The 17697-nt window shown below is 64.1% G+C and carries 12 protein-coding genes; 3 read left to right on the forward strand and 9 right to left on the reverse strand.

Annotated elements, in window-relative coordinates; all coding sequences use genetic code 11:
- Positions 1-101 precede the first annotated feature (101 nt).
- From ACO076_RS18535 to ACO076_RS18550, 4 genes are all read right to left on the reverse strand, one after another.
- Positions 102-2834: a calcium-binding protein gene (locus tag ACO076_RS18535; RefSeq protein ID WP_421724295.1), complete on the reverse strand. Its 2733-nt coding sequence runs from the start codon at positions 2832-2834 to the stop codon at positions 102-104.
- 115 nt (positions 2835-2949) lie between these two features.
- Positions 2950-4566 carry a calcium-binding protein gene (locus ACO076_RS18540; protein WP_421724296.1) on the reverse strand — a complete coding sequence of 539 codons (1617 nt, stop codon included), beginning with the start codon at positions 4564-4566 and terminating at the stop codon, positions 2950-2952.
- 317 nt (positions 4567-4883) lie between these two features.
- A complete protein-coding gene (gene cls, locus ACO076_RS18545) occupies positions 4884-6383 on the reverse strand; it encodes a cardiolipin synthase (RefSeq protein WP_421724297.1) in 1500 nt (499 codons plus the stop codon).
- 60 nt (positions 6384-6443) lie between these two features.
- The gene (locus ACO076_RS18550) at positions 6444-7514 is read right to left on the reverse strand and encodes a 3-deoxy-7-phosphoheptulonate synthase (RefSeq protein ID WP_421724298.1); all 1071 of its coding nucleotides are present in this window, start codon (positions 7512-7514) and stop codon (positions 6444-6446) included.
- 1529 nt (positions 7515-9043) lie between these two features.
- Here ACO076_RS18550 and ACO076_RS18555 point away from each other — a divergent pair.
- The gene (locus tag ACO076_RS18555) at positions 9044-9439 is read left to right on the forward strand and encodes an endonuclease domain-containing protein (protein WP_421724299.1); all 396 of its coding nucleotides are present in this window, start codon (positions 9044-9046) and stop codon (positions 9437-9439) included.
- A 467-nt stretch (positions 9440-9906) separates the two neighbouring features.
- On the opposite strand, the gene ACO076_RS18560 is transcribed toward ACO076_RS18555, so the two are convergent.
- The 3 genes from ACO076_RS18560 to ACO076_RS18570 form a co-directional block, all read right to left on the reverse strand.
- Positions 9907-10284 (reverse strand): VOC family protein, encoded by a 378-nt coding sequence (locus ACO076_RS18560; protein ID WP_421724300.1) that lies wholly within the window; start codon positions 10282-10284, stop codon positions 9907-9909.
- Positions 10285-10362: 78 nt separating this feature from the next.
- Entirely contained in the window at positions 10363-11619 is a 1257-nt protein-coding gene (locus ACO076_RS18565; RefSeq protein ID WP_421724301.1) for an RNA polymerase sigma factor, read from the reverse strand.
- Positions 11616-11984, reverse strand: coding sequence for a YciI family protein (locus tag ACO076_RS18570; protein WP_421724302.1), 369 nt, complete (start codon positions 11982-11984; stop codon positions 11616-11618). Before ACO076_RS18570 ends, ACO076_RS18565 begins: the two co-directional genes overlap by 4 nt.
- Before the next feature lie 243 nt (positions 11985-12227).
- On the opposite strand from ACO076_RS18570, the gene ACO076_RS18575 reads away from it, so the two are divergent.
- Both ACO076_RS18575 and ACO076_RS18580 read left to right on the forward strand, forming a co-directional pair.
- Positions 12228-13034 (forward strand): calcium-binding protein, encoded by an 807-nt coding sequence (locus ACO076_RS18575; RefSeq protein WP_421724303.1) that lies wholly within the window; start codon positions 12228-12230, stop codon positions 13032-13034.
- Positions 13035-13362: 328 nt separating this feature from the next.
- Entirely contained in the window at positions 13363-14166 is an 804-nt protein-coding gene (locus ACO076_RS18580; protein WP_421724304.1) for a calcium-binding protein, read from the forward strand.
- Positions 14167-14229: 63 nt separating this feature from the next.
- Here the strand turns inward: ACO076_RS18580 and ACO076_RS18585 are convergent, their stop codons facing one another.
- Together ACO076_RS18585 and ACO076_RS18590 are read right to left on the reverse strand one after the other, a co-directional pair.
- Entirely contained in the window at positions 14230-16914 is a 2685-nt protein-coding gene (locus ACO076_RS18585) for a GNAT family N-acetyltransferase (protein ID WP_421724305.1), read from the reverse strand.
- Between the two features lie 131 nt (positions 16915-17045).
- Positions 17046-17537 (reverse strand): Gmad2 immunoglobulin-like domain-containing protein, encoded by a 492-nt coding sequence (locus tag ACO076_RS18590; protein WP_421724306.1) that lies wholly within the window; start codon positions 17535-17537, stop codon positions 17046-17048.
- Positions 17538-17697: the final 160 nt, after the last annotated feature.

Raw genomic sequence — 17697 nt, forward strand, 5'->3', positions numbered from 1 at the left:
GCGCTTGCCCTGTCCCGCTTTTTCGATGTGCGACGATGCTGCACACGAGGGCGGTGGTCAAGCACCGCGATGGAGCCCTGCTCCGTTCCGTCGCCGCCGCCTCACAGCACCAACTCGTCGATGACCGCGAAGTCCTTGTATTTGAGGACCGCTTCGAGCTTGGCGAACATCACCATATCGTCGCCGCCCTTGCCGTCGACGTCGTAGTAGAGCTTGTTCTTGTTCTCGCCGAGCTTGAGGATCAGGTGGTCGTTGTCGTCCTTGGCCTTGTTGCCGACAACGAACTCGCCCTTGCCGACCTTGTTGCCAACCGCGTCGAAGATGTCATCGAGGAGGACGATGGTGTCGCCCTGCTTGCGACTGAAGTCCTTGATGCCGTCGACATTGGTGCGCGCGTCGAGTTCGGCGGTGAACACGAACTGGTCGGCCTTCTTGCCGCCCTTGAGCCGATCGTCGCCGCCCTCGCCGATGAGGATGTCCTTGCCCTTGCCGCCGAACAGTTCATCGCGGGCGCCGACGCCGATCAGGATATCCTTGCCATCCTTGCCTTTGACCACCGCACCGTCGACCGCACTGGTCAGCACGTCCTTGCCGTCGGTTCCCTTGATCACGGTCCCGTCGCGGAAGTCGTAGATCGCGCCGAACAGGCCGTCAGTGCCGGAGCGATCGGCGGCCCCCGTGAAGACGCGGCCATCCTCAAGCGTCGCGATGATTGGGTCGCCGGGCAGGCCGAAGGCGTTGGCGACGAAGATCCCGCCGACCGCATTGCCATCGGCATCGTAGCGCTGGCCCTCGGCGGTTTCGGCGATATCGTTGTCCCACAGCACAACAAAACCGCCATCCGGCAGCGCCGTCACCGCCGCCTCGTTGTCCTCGCCGATGAAGTTGCCATCGACACTGGTCGGGCCCTGAACAACATCGCCTGCGGCGTCATAGACGGCGAAGAGCACGTCACCGTTCCCGTCGGCATAGCGCTCGTTGAAGGCGACAACGAAACCGCCGCCGGCAAGTGCGGCGATAGCGGCGCCGGACTGATCGAGCGCGTCGTCAGTCACCTGGATCGGCGCACTGACGATACCGGCAGCCGAGACCGTGTGAACGACGATGTCGTCGTCTGAGGTCACGGCGACAGCGAAAGAGCCGTCGACCAACGCCGCCGCCGAAGGACCATGAGCGTCGGCGTTGACGATGATCTCGTCGCCGATGCTGCCGTCCGTCGCGACGATCTTGGCCTTCACCGCGTCACCGGCGGACTCCCTGTAGGTCACCAGAAACCGCCCATCGGTCGCGCCGACGATGGCCGGTGTGTCGGCATCCTCGGCGACGACGGTGGGAAGCCCACCGATCTCGTTGCCATCGATATCGAACGTCGCGATCCGAACGAACTGATCGGCACCGTCAAAGGTCTCGTAGACGGCTACGAACCCGCCGCCGACCCGACCCGCGACCGCCACGTCCGTGGCGCCGCCGTCGACCGTCGGCACGTTGATTTGAAACGCATCGCCGACCGGGTTGCCGCGTGCATCGAAAATCTGCCCGGCGACGTCGTTGCCGTCCCGGTCAAACAGCGGGTCGGTGGCATCCCCGTCATCGGTCCAGGCGACGAGAAACCGGCCGTGGCCGATCGCCGCGACAGCGGGAACGTCCTGGTCCGCGCCGTCAGTCTTGGGGAGTTGGAATTCCGGTTTCCAGATTGCCGAGGGGTCCAGCGGTTCACCGGGTGCGACCCCGCTCCCCGCGACGCCATCGATGTCGAAGACGGTGCCGAACATACCGTCGCTTCCGCCAACCGCTTCGTAGACGACGAACAAGTTTCCGTCGGTGGAGACCGCCGCCGTCATGTCCGAAACCGGCTCGGTGTCGCCGGCAACGAACTGATCGCCGACCGGGTCCCCGGTCGGGTCAAAGCGTTGGCCGTAGGCGGTTTCCTCGGTGGCGTTGTTCCAAAACGCGATGAAGTCGCCGTTGGCAAGCGGAACCAGGGTTGAGTCTTCGGTATTGTCGCCGACATCCGGCGTGATCGTCTCGAGCACCGTCCCGTTGCTGCCGAAGATGACAATCTTGACAGTGCTCGACGTGACGCCTTCGACCTCGGTGTAGGTCACAACGAAGCCGCCGGTCGCGAGGCTGATGATCTTAAGGTCTTCGTACTGGTCGTTGCCCTCGTCGACGGTGATCAGTGAGCCCACCGGGGCTTCGGCGGCAGGATCGTAGCGTTGGAACACCACGTTCGCATTGCCCAGCGCGTCATCGACGGTGGCGGCGACCACGACGGTGTCGTCACCCAGGACGGCAAGCGATGTTTCAATAACATCGGTAAAGCCGGTGATGACCGGAACCTCGATCGGATCGCCTAGTTCATCAAAATTGAACAGGAACAGGAAGACGTCATTGTCCCGATCGAAAACCACATTAAGGCCGCCGGTTGCGGTCGGATCGATTTGAGGCGTATTGCCAACAATAATTGGAGAGCTTGAGTCCACCGCATCGTCGAGGATCAAAGTGAAAATGATCTGGTCTTCGACCGGTTCCTCATCCTCAAATAACACGGCAACGGCGGAGTTGGGCGAAGCGAGAGCCACCGGATCGACCTGGTCGCCATCTTCAAAAGTCACGTTAACCTGGAACGGGTCGCCATCGGGCGTTCCGTCGGCGCCGAAGAACTGCCCGACGATGTCCTCGCCGTCGGCGGTGATGAACTCGTTATCGCCATTGTCATCCACCCAGACGACGAAAAATCGCCCATCCGGCAATGCGATGACATTCGGGTTATCCTGGTCGGTACCAGCTTGATAGGGGAGCTGAAATTCGGGGGTAATCACTGTCGGGGTCATTGGTGCCCATTCCGTTTGGTGTTCGGCGCGCCAATGCTGAGAAGCCGGATCGAACGGGTTGCTGCTGACGATCGACGGCGGCGCCGGTGCTCAGGGGAGCGGCGACCTGAACTGCTCAGATCACCAGCTCGTCGATGACGGCGAAGTCCTTATGCTTGACCTTGGTGTCGAGCGTGGCGAACAGGACCTGCTTGTCACCGCCCTTGCCGTCGGCGTCGTAGTAGAGCTCGGTCCCCTTGAGGATCAGGTGGTCGTTGCCATCCTTGGCCTTCTTGCCGACCACGAACTCGCTCTTGTTGACCTTCTTGCCGACCGCATCGAAGACATCGTCGAGGAGAACGATCGTGTCGCCCTTCTTGCGGTTGAAGTCGACGATCTGATCGACATTGGTGTTCTTGCTGAGCGCGGCGCTGAATACGAACTGGTCGGCGTTCTTGCCGCCTTCGAGGATGTCGTTGCCCCGGTCGCCGATGAGGATGTCCTTGCCCTTGCCGCCGATCAGTTGGTCCTGCGCCTCGACGCCGATGAGGATGTCCTTGCCGTCCTTGCCCTTGACGACGGCACCGGTCACCTTCGAGGTCAGCACGTCTTTGCCGTTGGTGCCCTTGATGACGTCGCCTTCGCGGAAGTCAAGGATGGCGGCGAACACATCGTCGGTCCCGAACGGCTCCTCGTGTCCGACCAGAACGCGGCCGTCTTCGAGCAGGGCCGAGAACGTGTTGGTGGTTTCGCCAAACCCGAGGGCCAGGAAGACGTCTCCGACCTTGTTGCCCTCGCTGTCGAACCGCTGCGCATAGGTATCTTCGACATCGTCATCGTCCCAGGTTACGAGGAAGCCGCCATCGGGAAGCGCGGCAATCGACGGATCGTCATGATCCACGTCGCCGGGCGGGCTGACCCGAACCCCGGATTTGATCACCACGCCGGTGTCATCAACCACCGCGACGCTGATGGTCCTGTCAGTGTCACGGTAGACGACGGCGAAGCCGCCGCCAGAAAGGGCAACGACTTCAGGGACGCGCCCGTTGCCGGCCGAGTCGTCGACAAGGATCTCAGGGCCGACAGTTGGCGGATCGCCGGACGTCACAAGGCGCGCGACGATGTCTTTGTTGACGGTCCCGCCCTCTTCGTCGATCTCATAGACGACGGCGAAGGAACCGTCGGCCAGGGCCGTGACGACGGCGTTGTTGCCGTCACCGGCGATCTCGAACTCCGAACCCACGACACCGGCAGCGTCGACAAAGACGCCGAGAACCGGCTCGTCTCCTGGTGTGCTGCGGCTATAAGTGACAAGAAAACCATTCTCGCTGGAGGCGATGTCCGGGGTCTCCGGCGCTCCGCCCGTAGCGTCGGTCACAATCGCCCCGTTCAAGAGAGCGCCGTCGCCGTCGAAGACCTCGATACGGATCGCCTCTATATCGCCAACCTTGTCCGTGTCGTCTTCATAAACGACGGCAAATCCGCCATCCGGCCCAGGCGCCAGTCGTTGCGCCTCCTGATCGCCGGCGGTGAATGTTGGGTTGAGCTGAAATTCGCCGCCGACGCGATTGCCGAGCGCATCGTAGATTTGGCCGACGATGTCGCGGCCGTCGGACAGGGCGACCGGCCCACCATCGCTTTCAGTCCAGGCGATGACAAAGCCGCCGCCATCAAGCGTCGTCACCGTCGGCGAATTCTGGTCGGCGCCATAGGTCGGGTTGGTTTGGTAGTCAGCCTTCCAAACGAAAGTCATGAGTGCTTCCTGTTTCGTTATTAATTTGGTTGTCGAACTGCCGAGCAGCGGGGCGTCATCAACGACTCTCCGCCCGGGTGCCTTCACGCCGCAGCAAGAACGCACCCGTTGCTATGTTTTTACTTCCTGCAACCGATCTTTCGCCCACCAGACCAGATGTCGCGGCGTAACTAGAGCGCTGAAGGAAAAATCAACACCTGGGACGTGAATAAAACCGCGATCAGGCGTTTTTTTTGTCGAGCTTGACTCGTAATGACCTGAAATCGCGCGTTTTTCGCGACTTTCTCAATATGTCGGCAAATTTTATTGTAAATCTTTTACAATAAGGGACTGATCAACCGCGCCGCGTTTTCGGTGAACCGCTCGCTCGGTCGCCGTCTGGCCCACCGTTCGGGATCGAGCCGGTCGCTGTCGCGAATGTAAGAGTCCTGCAGATCGGCCAGCTCGCCGGCGAAGCCGGCATCGTAGACGAACAGCGTCACCTCGTAATTGAGCCACAGGCTGCGCATGTCGAAATTAGCGGTGCCGAACATCGCCCGCGCCCGGTCGATGGTGATCGATTTGGTGTGGAGCAGGCCGCCCCGATAGAGATGCACGGCGATCCCCGACCCCAACAGGTCGTCGTAATAGGACCGGGCGGCATAGCGGGCGAGCACGGAATCGACCCGCTCCGGCACCACGATCCCGACCTCCACCCCCCGCCCGGTGGCGCGGGCGAGCGCCCGGAGCAGCGAGACGTCAGGAACGAAGTACGGTGTCGTCAGCACCAGGCGCTCGCGTGCCGAGTCGATCAGCGCGATCATCATCTGCAGGAGCCCGTCGCCGGAGATGCCGGGGCCGCTGGGAATGACCTGCATGTCGACCGTACCGACCGGTGCATTGAGGTGCAGCCCGGCGCTCTGCACTAGTTTGACCACCGGCTCGCCGGTTTCCAGTCGCCAGTCGGCGATCGCGGTCGCCGCAAGCGGGGCCACGGCCGGCCCTTCCAGCCGCACCATGGCGTCGATCCATTCGCCGACCCCAGCGTCGGTCTTGAAGTAGCGCGGATCGACCATGTTCATGCTGCCGGTCCAGGCGATCGTGCCGTCGATCACCACGATCTTGCGGTGCAGGCGGAGGTCGGTGCGTCCGACGAAACTGCGAATGAGGCCGGCTGGCAATGCCGCGCGGACCTCGACCCCGGCGGCGCGGAGGCGCGACGGGACGCGGCTGCGCCACCATGGCCGCGCGCCGAGCGCATCGATCAAGAGGCGGCATGACACGCCGCGCTTGGCAGCCCGGACGATCGCTTCGGTCACCGCGTCGGCCGCGCCGCCCTCGCCCCAGATATAGAAGACCATGACCACGCTGGTTTTCGCCGCGTCGACCTCGGACGCGATCCGGTGAAGCACCGTCTCGGTATTGTCGAACAGTTGGTAGGCGTTGCCGCCGACCGCGTGGCTGCCGGCCAGGTTGCCACCGAGCGCGTCGAGCCGGCGCGTGGTCGGGTCCTCGTGGATCGCTTCGCCTTCGACCGGCCCGTGCACCTTCTCCGGTCCGAACAGCCGGCGGTAACCGCGATGGAGCGTGATCATCTCGCGCTCACGAGCCGGATCGATACGCCGCTCGCCAATCAGCAGATAGATGAGCGCGCCCGCGTAAGGCACGAGCGCGACAAGGAAAAGCCACGCCAGGGCGACGCCCGGCTGCGGTCGCTTGTTGATCACTCGGACGCCGATGCCGACGACCAACATCCAGTGGATCACCACGCCGATGCTGACGGCGTTCAGCACCAGCGCGGCTCCTCGCGCAACGGCTTCGTCGGTTTCATGCGCCACCCTTTCCGTCCGTGCCGCTTACGATAAGCCGCGGCGGCATGGGCGGAAAGGGCGCGAGCGTCAGCGGCCCCGGCGTGCCGCCACCGCGTCGGCGAGCGTATCGAGCACCGCGACCGAGGCGTCCCAATCGATGCAGCCGTCGGTGATGCTTTGGCCGTAGGTGAGCGGCTCCCCTGCCTTCAGGTCCTGCTTGCCGCCGACCAGATGGCTTTCGATCATCGCCCCGACGATCCGCTGGTCGCCGGCCGCGACCTGTTCGGCGATCGCGTCGATGACCTTAGGCTGGTTCTCCGGCTTTTTCGCGCTGTTGGCGTGACTCGCGTCGATCATCACCATCGGCCGCTGGCCGGAGCCTTCGAGCACCGCGCAGGCGGCCTCGACGCTGGCAGCGTCATAGTTCGGCGTCTTGCCGCCGCGCAAGATGATATGACAATCCGGATTACCGGCGGTCGCTGCGATCGCCGACTGGCCGCTCTTGGTGACGGCGAGGAAATGGTGGGGCATCGACGCCGATTTCACCGCGTCGGCGGCGATCTTGACGTTGCCGTCGGTGCCGTTCTTGAAGCCAACCGGACAGGAGGTTCCCGACGCCAGTTCCCGGTGGACCTGGCTCTCGGTGGTGCGCGCCCCGATCGCCGCCCAGGAGACCAGATCGGCAATGTATTGCGGCGTCGTCATGTCGAGGAACTCGCAGCCGGCCGGGAGCCCCATGTCGTTGACGTCGGCCAGCAACGCCCGGGCGAGCCGCAGTCCCTTGTCGATCGCGAAGCTGCCGTCGAGGTCGGGATCGTTGATCAGCCCCTTCCAGCCGACCGTGGTTCGCGGTTTCTCGAAATAGACCCGCATGACGATTTCCAGCCGGTCGGAGAGCCGCGCCCGAACCTCGGCGAGGCGGCGCGCGTAGTCGCGCGCGGCGTCCGGATCGTGAATCGAACACGGTCCGATCACGACGATCAGCCGATCGTCGGCGCCGGCCAGGATGCGGTGGATCGCAGCACGGCAACCCACGACCGTGGCGGTCGCCTTGGCATCGCGCGGGTACTCGGCGATCACCGCGTCGGGCGGACTGAGCTCCTTGATCGCGGTGATCCTGAGATCGTCGGTGGTATCGGTTTCGAGGGTCGTCAGCATGGGTCACGGTTCCTTGGCTTTGCGCCCGGCCGGCGACCAACAAAAAAAGCCGCCGGAAGGTCCTGGCGGCTTGTCGGTGGTCGTTTCTCGGGTGAAATCAGATCGAACGAACCCCTGCCTCCGCCATGGGCTGCGGATAGCTAAACCAAAAGTAATAGAAGGCGGCGGCGCGGTTCATGGCGCGCGTCATAGCCGAAGCCCGCACCGTTGTCACCCCGTCAATGTTGGCCCGCTGTGGCGGTCACCGCAGATCGGGGTCGATGGAACACAAGCGTCAACGCCGTGAATCCCGCCCGTTGTCGAATCCTCTGCGGAGTGTAGTTGGTATTTCGGGAGAACGCGTGCGGCGGTGCGTGCTTCGAGGCTCGGGCTGAAGCCCTCGCACCTCAGCATGAGGGGGGTGGGCGAAGATCAAGTCGGGACAGCCCGCTTGGGCTGATACAACAGACCTCATCTTGAGGTGCGAGGCCGCCCTGAGCGGCCGAGCCTCGAAAGACGCAGCATCGGTGCAGCTTGCACCGACCCGCGTGCTTCGGGACCGTCTTCGGGTACCTCTGCATCAGGAGAGCGGACCACTGATACATCGCAATTCAACAACGACAACACCGCGGATCCCTCCCCGGCACCGGGGAGGGGGGGACCACCCGAAGGGTGGTGGGCGGGGTGAACCCTAACCCACCCCCCAACACACCGACCTCCAGACGCCGATGGTCAACCCCACCCGACCGCCGCTTCGCGCCGGCCACCCTCCCCAGATTGGGGAGGGATGGCGGTTGGAGCGCCATTTCCGAGCAGCCCTCCGATCGCTACGACAGGCGAGGCCGCCCAGACACCAACGATCGCGACGACGAGACACGACGCCGACACCGCGGTCCCTCCCCGGCACGGGGAGGGGGGACCACCCGAAGGGGTGGTGGGTGGGGTCCTTGCGAGATTTCGACCCTACCCGGCCAACCTTCGCGGGAATGAGCGGAGGTGGTGACGACTGTACAGCAACAACGCCGATCCACCCGTCCCAGCGGAGCGGACTCCCGGTCCGCGCCGCCCGTCTCCACCCGCTCCGCGTCGTCCTCTGGCTTGACCAGAGGACCCATCGAAACCGTTGCTCCGATGACGACCGCGATACCGGCTTTCGCGCTTCAGTGCCCAGCCGCGCACCACTGATACCGGGTCCTCTGGTCAAGCCAGAGGACGACGGGGTGGAGGCTCAACGGTCATCGCCCTCATGCCGAGAGCCCGCCCCTCGACCTCGTCCAGGACCCGCCCCCCGACCTCATCTTGAGGTGCGAGGCCGCCCTGAGCGGCCGAGCCTCGAAAGACGCAGCATCGGTGCAGCTTGCACCGACCCGCGTGCTTCGGGACCGTCTTCGGGTACCTCCGCATCAGGAGAGCGGACCACTGATGCATCGCAATTCAACAACGACAACACCGCGAATCCCTCCCCGGCACCGGGGAGGGGGGACCACCCGAAGGGTGGTGGGTGGGGCTCGCGAGTCGCACGATCAAAAATGCCGTGTACAGTGACTATCATGGCAAGCAACCGCGCCCGCCAACTCCGAAAGACTATGACCCCGCAAGAGGTTAAGCTGTGGGTTCATCTGAGAACGTGGCGCGCGGGTGGCGTCCACTTCCGGCGACAGGCGCCGGTCAACGGTTATGTGGTTGACTTTCTGTGTCGCAGAAACCGCCTCGTTATCGAAATCGACGGGAGCGGCCACACGCGGTTCCGCCAGGCGACAAACGACCGCACTCGCGATCAAGCTCTCGCAGCAGCCGGCTATCGTGTCGTTCGCTTCTGGAATAGAGAAATCGACACCAATCTGCCGGGCGTGCTTCACGCCATACGGTTCGCAGTTAACGAAACCAGAAACCCCACCCGACCGTCGCTTCGCGCCGGCCACCCTCCCCAGATTGGGGAGGGATAAGACGCGCGTTACCCAATCGTCACCGCAGATCGGGGTCGATGGAGGCGTACGCAGCGCAACCGCGATCCCTCCCCGCTTGTCGGGGAGGGGGGACCACCCGAAGGGTGGTGGGTGGGGCGAACCCTAACCCACCTCCCAACACACCGACCTCCAGACACCGTTGATCAACCCCACCCGACCGCCCTTCGCGCCGGCCACCCTCCCCAGATTGGGGAGGGATGGCGGTTGGAGCGCCATTTCCGAGCAGCCCTCCGATCGCTACGACAGGCGAGGCTGTCCAACCACCGACGATCGCGACGACACGTCACGACACCGACACCGCGGTCCCTCCCCGGCACCGGGGAGGGGGGACCACCCGAAGGGTGGTGGGTGGGGTGAGCCCCCCAACTCAACCGCCGACACGCGAACCCAAGTGAGCCGACATAGCCAGAAGGCCGGCCGCCATGAGCGCGGCCGGCCTCGCCGGTTCAGCTCGCGTAGCTAATGAACGCGAGGTTGGCGCCGAACGGGTCCTTGATCGTCGCCATGCGGCCGACGCCGGGGAAGTCCGCCGGCTCCGCCACCGAGTTCGCGCCGGCTTTCAGCGCGTCTTTGTAGCGGGCGTCGACATCGTCGACAGTGACATAGACCAGCCAGTGGCCATTGGTGTTGGGCTGCGGGTTGAAGCCGCCGACTCCCTTCTCGCCGACCATGATACCGGGATAGGCCGAACCGTCCTTCATCGGCATGTCGACTACGTTCCAGCCGAGAACGCTCTCATAGAACTTGCGGGCGGCCGCAGGGTCGGCTCCATTGTGGCCGATCCAGCTCGGGGCGCCATGGGTTGCCATCGGGTCGTTGCTCATCATCACCTCCATCAGAACCGCCGCACCATTGCGGCGGCATCGGAAGGGTGACGAACGACCGTCGCCCGATCCGACAGCTCAGGCGATTTTTTTGGCAAGCGCGGCGACCCGTTCGGCGATGAACGCCCGCTCCGGTTCGGTCGGCGCCATCGCCAGCGCGCGATCGTAGGCCGCGGACGCCGCCGCGTAGTCGCCGCAGTCTTCCAGGAACGCCGCCCGGGTCGAGTGGTAGGGCTGGTAGTGTCGCAACGCGTCGGCCAGCGGCTCGATCAATTCAAGCGCCGCCCGCGCGCCCTTGATCCGTGATACCGCGACCGCTCGGTTGAGCGTGATCACCGGGCTCGGCTGGATCGCCTCGAGCGCCTGGTAAAGCCGCTCGATCTCGGCCCAGTCGGTGGCCGCCGCGGTTGTCGCCGAGCAGTGGACGGCGGCGATCGCCGCCTGGATCTGCAGGGCGCCCGGGCGTCCCTTGCGCAGCGCCTTTTCCACCAGCACCAGCCCCTCGGCGATCATCTCCCGATCCCAGAGGCCGCGATCCTGCCGGTCGAGCGCGACCAGATGGCCATCCGCGTCGAGGCGGGCATCGCGCCGGGAATGCTGGAGCAGGCACAGCGCCAGCAGCCCCGCGACCTCGCCCTGCCCCGGAAACAGATCGAGCAACAGTCGCGCTAGGCGAATGGCCTCGTCGCAGAGCGCCAGGCGGATGTGATCGTGGCCGCCGCCTGCCGAGTAGCCTTCGTTGAAGAGTAGATAGACCATCGTCACCACCGCGTTCAGCCGCACGGTGCGTTCGGTCCGGGTCGGCGGATCGAGCCGCGTCGCCACCTCCGCAGCGCGGCGCTTGGCCCGGGTGATGCGTTGTTCCATCGCCTTCGGCGAGACGACAAACGCCCGCGCGATCTCCGCGACCGAGAAGCCGACCACTACCTTCAGCGCCAGCGCCAACTGGTCGGCGGTCGACAGCTCCGGATGGCAGCACATGAACATCAGCCGCAGCACATCGTCGCGGAATTCGGCGTCGTCGATCGCCGCCGCCATTTCGGCCTCGCGATCGTCGTCGAAGGTCAGGGTGTCGAGCACCTGCTCGGCCCCGACCGACGCGGTGAAGCGGCGTCGCCGGATCTGGTCGAGACCGGCGTTGCGGGCGACCCGGATCAGCCAGGCGACCGGATCGCGCGGCACGCCCTCCTCCGCCCATTTCTGCGCGGCGCGCACGCAGGCTTCCTGGAACATGTCCTCGGCGAAATCGATATCGCGAAAGCTGCGCACCAGCGCGGCGACCGCCCGCGGCCGGCTCGCGGCGAAAACCGCCCGGGTGAGCCCGCCGCCGCTCATCCCACCGGCTGTTGCAATCCGCCGGCCCAGTTGACCGGGCGCACTTCATAGTGGGCGACACCCTGCGGCAGCGCCTTCGCCGCCGCCAGCGCCTCGTCCATCGTGTCGCACTCGACCAGATAGAGGCCGAGCACCTGTTCCTTGGTCTCGGCGAACGGCCCGTCGAGCACCGTGACGATATCGCCCTGCCCACTGACGTTCATCGCCGTCGACGGTTCCATCAGCCGGATAGCGCCGCGATAGACATCCTTCTCGCTGAGGTCCTGCTGCACCGCGCGGTGAACGGCGAGGTGCGCTTCCTGTTCGTCGTCCGGCAGGCGCGCGAAAACGCCGGGAACGCCGTAGATCAGAATGGTGTAGAGCATCGGATCCTCCGCCGGTGGCCAGAGTATAAGACGTTTGACGAACCTGCGATCCGACCGGGTGCGTGATCTTTCCCGAAAGTGGGATCAGAGCCTTTTGGTTTTTCAGAAAACCTTCAGTTTTCGTGCCACCAGACGGCCTCAATCCTTTATCACTAGGCGCCATCGCATCGGCGCTGAACGGCGACCGGCGCAACCCAATTTATCGCACGACGCAACGCAACGACACGGATACGGAGAGAACCAATGGTCAAATTTGTCGCGAAGAAAGGCGTGAACCTGGAAAGCCTCGAGGAGCTCGAACTCCTGATAGGCAACCCGAAGATAAAGAATAAAAAGAAGGACAGCTTCACGTTGAAGGACGGCGACCTGAAACTCGAGATCGAAGGTAGCGGCTTCGACTATATCGGCGGTATCCCGGTTTCCGGCAAGATCGAGAAGATCGAAGCCTTCCAGTCGGGCAAGCTCGCCTACACCCTGAAGAAACTGAATCTGAAGATCAGCGATCTGGGATCCTTCGGCAGCGTCGAGGACGCGCTGGCCTCGATTCTCAAGGGCGACGACCGGCTGATCGGCTCGGACAAGAAGGATACCCTTCTCGGCTTCAACGGTGACGACGTCATCAAGGGGAACAAGGGCGGCGACACCCTCGGCGGCCAGAAGGGCAAGGACACCCTGAAGGGTGGCAACGGCAAGGACGTCCTTGACGGCGGCGAGAACAAGGACACGCTCGAGGGCGGCAAAGGCAAGGACAGCTTTGCCTTCACCACCGCCGCGGACGGAAAAGGGGACAGGATCCTCGACTTTGAAGCGGGCGAGCGGATTCTTCTCGACAACAACGTTTTCGATGTCGGCGCCGCCGGCGCGACCTTGGACCCGTCGCTTTTCGTCGAAGGGTCGGAGGCCACCAACGCCAACCACCGGATCGTCGCTTTGGAATCAAAGGGAAAAATCTGGTACGACGACGATGGTGATGGAGCCAACGCCAAGGTTCTCCTTGCCAAGGTGACACCCGGCACCAACCTCGACGCCGACAACTTCTTCGTCATCTGACGCCGTTCCTGGTCGCGCTACCCGTTGCGTACGAGCGCCGGGTAGCGCCGCCAACTCTTCGATCATAACCACCGCTCCACCAGCCGGAGGCTCGCGTCGCCGGGCGCCGAACGCAACGGGACGACCGGCGTCTGCCCCCGCGCTCGTCGACTACGATCGCGGTCTGGCCCGTGAGCCACTTGCCGACGAGTTTTGTATCGCGGACTTAAGGTTTTTCAGAAAAACTTCACTTGTAAACGCGACCGACCAGTGCAATTTCCATCGTTATAGCAACGCTTTCGCGTCATCACCGATTATTCGGTAAAACGATCGACTATGGAGACAACTATTGGTCAAACTCGTCGCTGAAACCAGCGCATTCACCAATCTCAAAGAGCTTGAACTTCTCATCGGCAGCCCGGATCTCAAAAATCCGCGCTCCGATAGCTTCAATTTGAAAGACGGCGACGTCAAGCTGAAAGTCGAAGGCAGCGGCTTCACCTATGACTCTGGTTTCCCCACCGGTGGCAAGATCACCGATGTGGAAATCTTTGTGTCGGATAAGCTTGCGTACAGCTTGTCCGACATGAATCTGAAAATTAGTGATGTGCTCTCTTTCGAGAACGTCGGCCAACTGGTCGCCAGGATTTTCAAAGGCAACGACGAACTCATCGGATCGACGGAAGGAGACGTCTTATCCGGCCACAAGGGCGCCGATGTCATCAAGGGTAAGAAAGGTGATGACGCGCTTCTCGGCCAAAAAGGCGACGACAACATCAAGGGCGGCAACGGCGCCGATATCCTCGACGGCGGCGCAGGCCGCGACAAGCTCGACGGCGGTCGTGGCATCGACAAATACGTCTTCACTGCGGCGCCCGGGAAAGGGGTCGACAAGATCGTCGACTTCCAGGCCGGCGAGCAGATCGCGCTCGACGATGCCGTGTTCAACGTTGGTCCGACCGGCGTCCCGCTGTCCCCGACCGCGTTCGTGGAAGGGTCGAAGGCCACCACAGCCGACCACCGGATCGTCTACAAAGAGTCCAACGGTAAAATCTGGCACGACGACGATGGCATCGGCCCAACGAAAAAGGTGCTGATCGCCAAGGTCACCCCCGGCACCGATCTCGACGCGGGCGACTTCTTCGTCTTCTGACGCCTCGCCGAACAACGCTGCCCGCCGTGTGAACCGCGTCGGGCGGCGTCTCGGGCTTCACGGCTACAACCAGCGCTCGACCAGCCGCAGGCTCGCGTCGCCTGGCGCCGGGCGCACCGAGAAGCCGAGCGTATCCATCAGCTCCAGCATGCTGTGGTTCTCGGCGAGCACGCCGCCCTCGATTGAGCGCAGGCCGTTGCTCCGCGCCGCCTCCATCAGCCCTTTCATCAGCCGCGAGCCGATCCCCTGCTTCTGCCGGCGATCGTCGACGACAATCGCGAATTCGCATGACCTGCCGTCCGGGTTGATGGTGTAGCGGGCGACGCCGACCTGGCGGTCCTTGCCGCCGTCGCGGATCACCGCGATCAGCGCCATTTCGCGGCTGTAGTCGATCTGGGTGAAGCGGACGAGCATCTCCGGCGTCAATTCGTCGATGCTCTGCATGAAACGGAAGTACTTCGCCTCCGCTGACAGGTCGCGAACGAACGCCTGCTCGATCTCGGCGTCTTCCGGCCGGATGGGGCGGATGGTCAGCTCGGTCCCGTCGGGCAGCAGGCTCGTCCCGGTGAGTTGCGTCGGATAGGGATGGATCGCCATGTGCGCATAAGGCTCGGGCGTCGTGACCGGCCGCCGGACGCTGATCCGCGCGTCGATGGCGATCGCCCCGTCCGGATCGACGAACAACGGGTTGATGTCCATTTCGTCGATGTGCGGCAACTCGCAGACCAGTTCCGATATCCGCAGGAGCACGTCTTCCAGGACCTCGCGGTTGACGGCCTTGAGATTGCGGAAGGCGTCGAGCGCCTTCGAGATCCGGGTCCGCGTGATCAATCGGCGGGCGAGCAGATGATTGAGCGGCGGCAGGGCAACAGCGCTGTCGCGCAGGAGTTCGGTCATCGTGCCGCCGGCGCCAAACGAGATCACCGGTCCGAACACCGGATCGTTCTTGACGCCGACGAGCAGCGATCGTGCGTGTGGCGACTTGACCATCGCCTCCACCGTCACGCCGCGGATCGTCGCTTCCGGCCGCGCCGCCGCCACATCGCGCATCAGCGCGTCATAGGTTGGACGGATTTCGGCGGCCGACGTGATGTTGAGCCGCACGCCGTCGACATCGGATTTGTGCGAGATATCCGGCGACCAGATTTTCATCGCGACCGGAAAGCCGAGCGTCTCGGCCGCCACCAGGGCTTCAGCCGCCGAGTGCGCCTGACGGGTCGGGTTGGAGCGGATGTGGAAGGCGCTGAGAATCGCCTTCGATTCGGTATCCGACAGCATCGTCCGCCCGTCGGCGAGCACCGCCTCGACCACGAGCCGCGCCCCTTCGACATCGGGAAGCTTGCGGTCGTCGGAGAAGGGGCCCGGCGTCTGCAGGAGCAGTTCCTGGTTGCGGCGGAACTGAGCGAGATAGGAGAACGCCTCGACCGCCCGCTCCGGCGTGGTGAAGTCGGGGATGCCCTCTTGCGACATCCGCACCCGCGCGTCCGCCACCCGGGTCTCACCCATGAAGCAGGCGAGCACCGGCTTGCTCTCGTTCGCTTGCATCGCCGCGATCAGGGCGTCCGCCGCCGCCTCCGGCTCGGTCATCGCCTGCGGCGTCAACATCGCCAGCAGCCCGTCGACCGACTTGTCCTCCAGGCACGCGGTGACCGCCGCGCCGTAGACGTCGGGTCCTGCATCGCCGAGGACGTCGACCGGGTTACCGCGCGACCAGAACGGCGGCAGCAACGCATCGAGCTTGGCCAGCGTCTCCGGTTCGAGCGCGGCGAGTCGCACCCCGAGGTCGCCGACCCGGTCGGCGGCTAGCACGCCCGCGCCACCGCCATTGGTTAGAATCGCCAGGCGATTTCCCTTGACCCGCCGGTTGTGGGAGAGAATCTCCGCCGCCGCGAAGAGCTGCCCGAAGGTCATCGCCCGGACGACACCGGCCCGCTCCAGCGCCGCGTCGAACACGTCATCGGAGCCGATCAGGGCGCCGGTATGGGTCGCCGCCGCCTTCGAGCCGCTCTCGTGCCGGCCGGCCTTGAGCACGATCACCGGTTTCGACCGCGCCGCGATCCTGAGGCCGCTCATGAAGGCGCGGGCGTCCTTGACCCCCTCGACATAGAGCAGGATCGCATCCGACTCTGGGTCCGTGGCGAGGTAGTCGAGAATGTCGCCGAAGTCGGTATCGAGTGCGTTGCCGAGTGACACGATGGTCGAGAAGCCGAGATGGTGGGGCGCGGCCCAGTCGACGATCGCCGTGCACAACGCGCCGGACTGCGAGACCAGCGCCAACCGCCCGGGCGGCGCGCTAGCGTCGAGGAACGTCGCGTTCAGCCCGATCCCCGGCCGCATGACGCCGAGGCAGTTGGGGCCGATGAAGCGGATTTCGGCGCGGCGTGCGGCGTTGCGCAATCTCGCGGCGAGCGCCTTGCCGGCCTCGCCATGTTCGCCGAAGCCAGCCGAGAGGACGATCGCGCCGCCGACCCGCTTCTCGCCGCACTGGGCCATGATGTCGGGAACCACCTTGGCCGGCGTGGCGATCACCGCCAGGTCGACCGGTCCCTCGACTTCCGTGATCGTGTCGAAACAGCGCCGTCCGCGGACTTCGTCATATTTCGGGTTAACCGGGATGACCTCGCCCTTGAAATCGCCATTGGTGAGGTTGGCGAAGACCCGGCCCCCAACCCTTTCGGGATTCTCGCTGGCGCCGAGAACGGCAATCGTCCGCGGACTGAAGATCGTTTCGAGGCGATGCGGTCCCATCCGACTCTCCAGGCATAGTGCACTGCGGCGGGGTATACCGCACCGCAGCGCACGCTGTTTGACACAAGTCGGATCGCCGGCCGTCTTTTTCCAGTCGGCCGGCGGGGTAAATCGTCGCTGGGATCGGCGCGTCAGACGCCGATCGGAATCTTGAGGACTTGGCCGGGGAAGATCAGATTCGGATCGCTGATGATCAGCGGATTGGCGCGTGAAATATTGGTGAAAGCACTCGAGTCCCCATAATTGGCGGCGGCGATCGCCGACAAGGTGTCGCCGGGCTGCACCACATGCTCCCGGTAACCGATGTAGTCCGGCACGATCCGCGGACCGAAGATCACCGGGACCGTTACCTTGTTGATTTCCGAACCGTCCTTGGCGCTTTCTTCGTAGACCTCGACGAACAGCCGATCGAGCTGAAACGCCGCACCCGTCACGTCGACGGCGAGTTGAAACTGCCCGTGCTCGCCGGTGCCGCCGCCGACATTGAAGAAGCCGGTCCGCTCGTCATGACCGTCATGGACGCGGTACTGAAGGGTTGCCTCGAACCCCTGGCCGATCCCGCCGATCAGGACCGGATTGCCGACCAAGTCGTAAGGTGCCGGTTGTTGAATAATGTTTGTCATCGTCGCCTCCACTTTGCCGGACTTCATCGGTCCGGACCTGCCCACTAAAGCCCCCCTTCCCGGCTAGCGCTGCAAAACGGTGGATGTTGGGCAGTTATCGCCTCGCCGGGATCATCATTGACATGTAATCTGTAGCTGACATATAGAAGGTCGACCGCCC

The organism is Bauldia sp., from assembly GCF_965232525.1.
Lineage (GTDB): Bacteria > Pseudomonadota > Alphaproteobacteria > Rhizobiales > Kaistiaceae > Bauldia.

Bases quoted from the DNA above. Each gene is read 5' to 3' on its own strand.
- ACO076_RS18535 (WP_421724295.1), bottom strand. From the start codon at position 2,834: ATGACCCCGACAGTGATTACCCCCGAATTTCAGCTCCCCTATCAAGCT.
- ACO076_RS18540 (WP_421724296.1), bottom strand. From the start codon at position 4,566: ATGACTTTCGTTTGGAAGGCTGACTACCAAACCAACCCGACCTATGGC.
- ACO076_RS18550 (WP_421724298.1), bottom strand. From the start codon at position 7,514: ATGCTGACGACCCTCGAAACCGATACCACCGACGATCTCAGGATCACC.
- ACO076_RS18555 (WP_421724299.1), top strand. From the start codon at position 9,044: ATGGCAAGCAACCGCGCCCGCCAACTCCGAAAGACTATGACCCCGCAA.
- ACO076_RS18560 (WP_421724300.1), bottom strand. From the start codon at position 10,284: ATGAGCAACGACCCGATGGCAACCCATGGCGCCCCGAGCTGGATCGGC.
- ACO076_RS18565 (WP_421724301.1), bottom strand. From the start codon at position 11,619: ATGAGCGGCGGCGGGCTCACCCGGGCGGTTTTCGCCGCGAGCCGGCCG.
- ACO076_RS18570 (WP_421724302.1), bottom strand. From the start codon at position 11,984: ATGCTCTACACCATTCTGATCTACGGCGTTCCCGGCGTTTTCGCGCGC.
- ACO076_RS18575 (WP_421724303.1), top strand. From the start codon at position 12,228: ATGGTCAAATTTGTCGCGAAGAAAGGCGTGAACCTGGAAAGCCTCGAG.
- ACO076_RS18585 (WP_421724305.1), bottom strand. From the start codon at position 16,914: ATGGGACCGCATCGCCTCGAAACGATCTTCAGTCCGCGGACGATTGCC.
- ACO076_RS18590 (WP_421724306.1), bottom strand. From the start codon at position 17,537: ATGACAAACATTATTCAACAACCGGCACCTTACGACTTGGTCGGCAAT.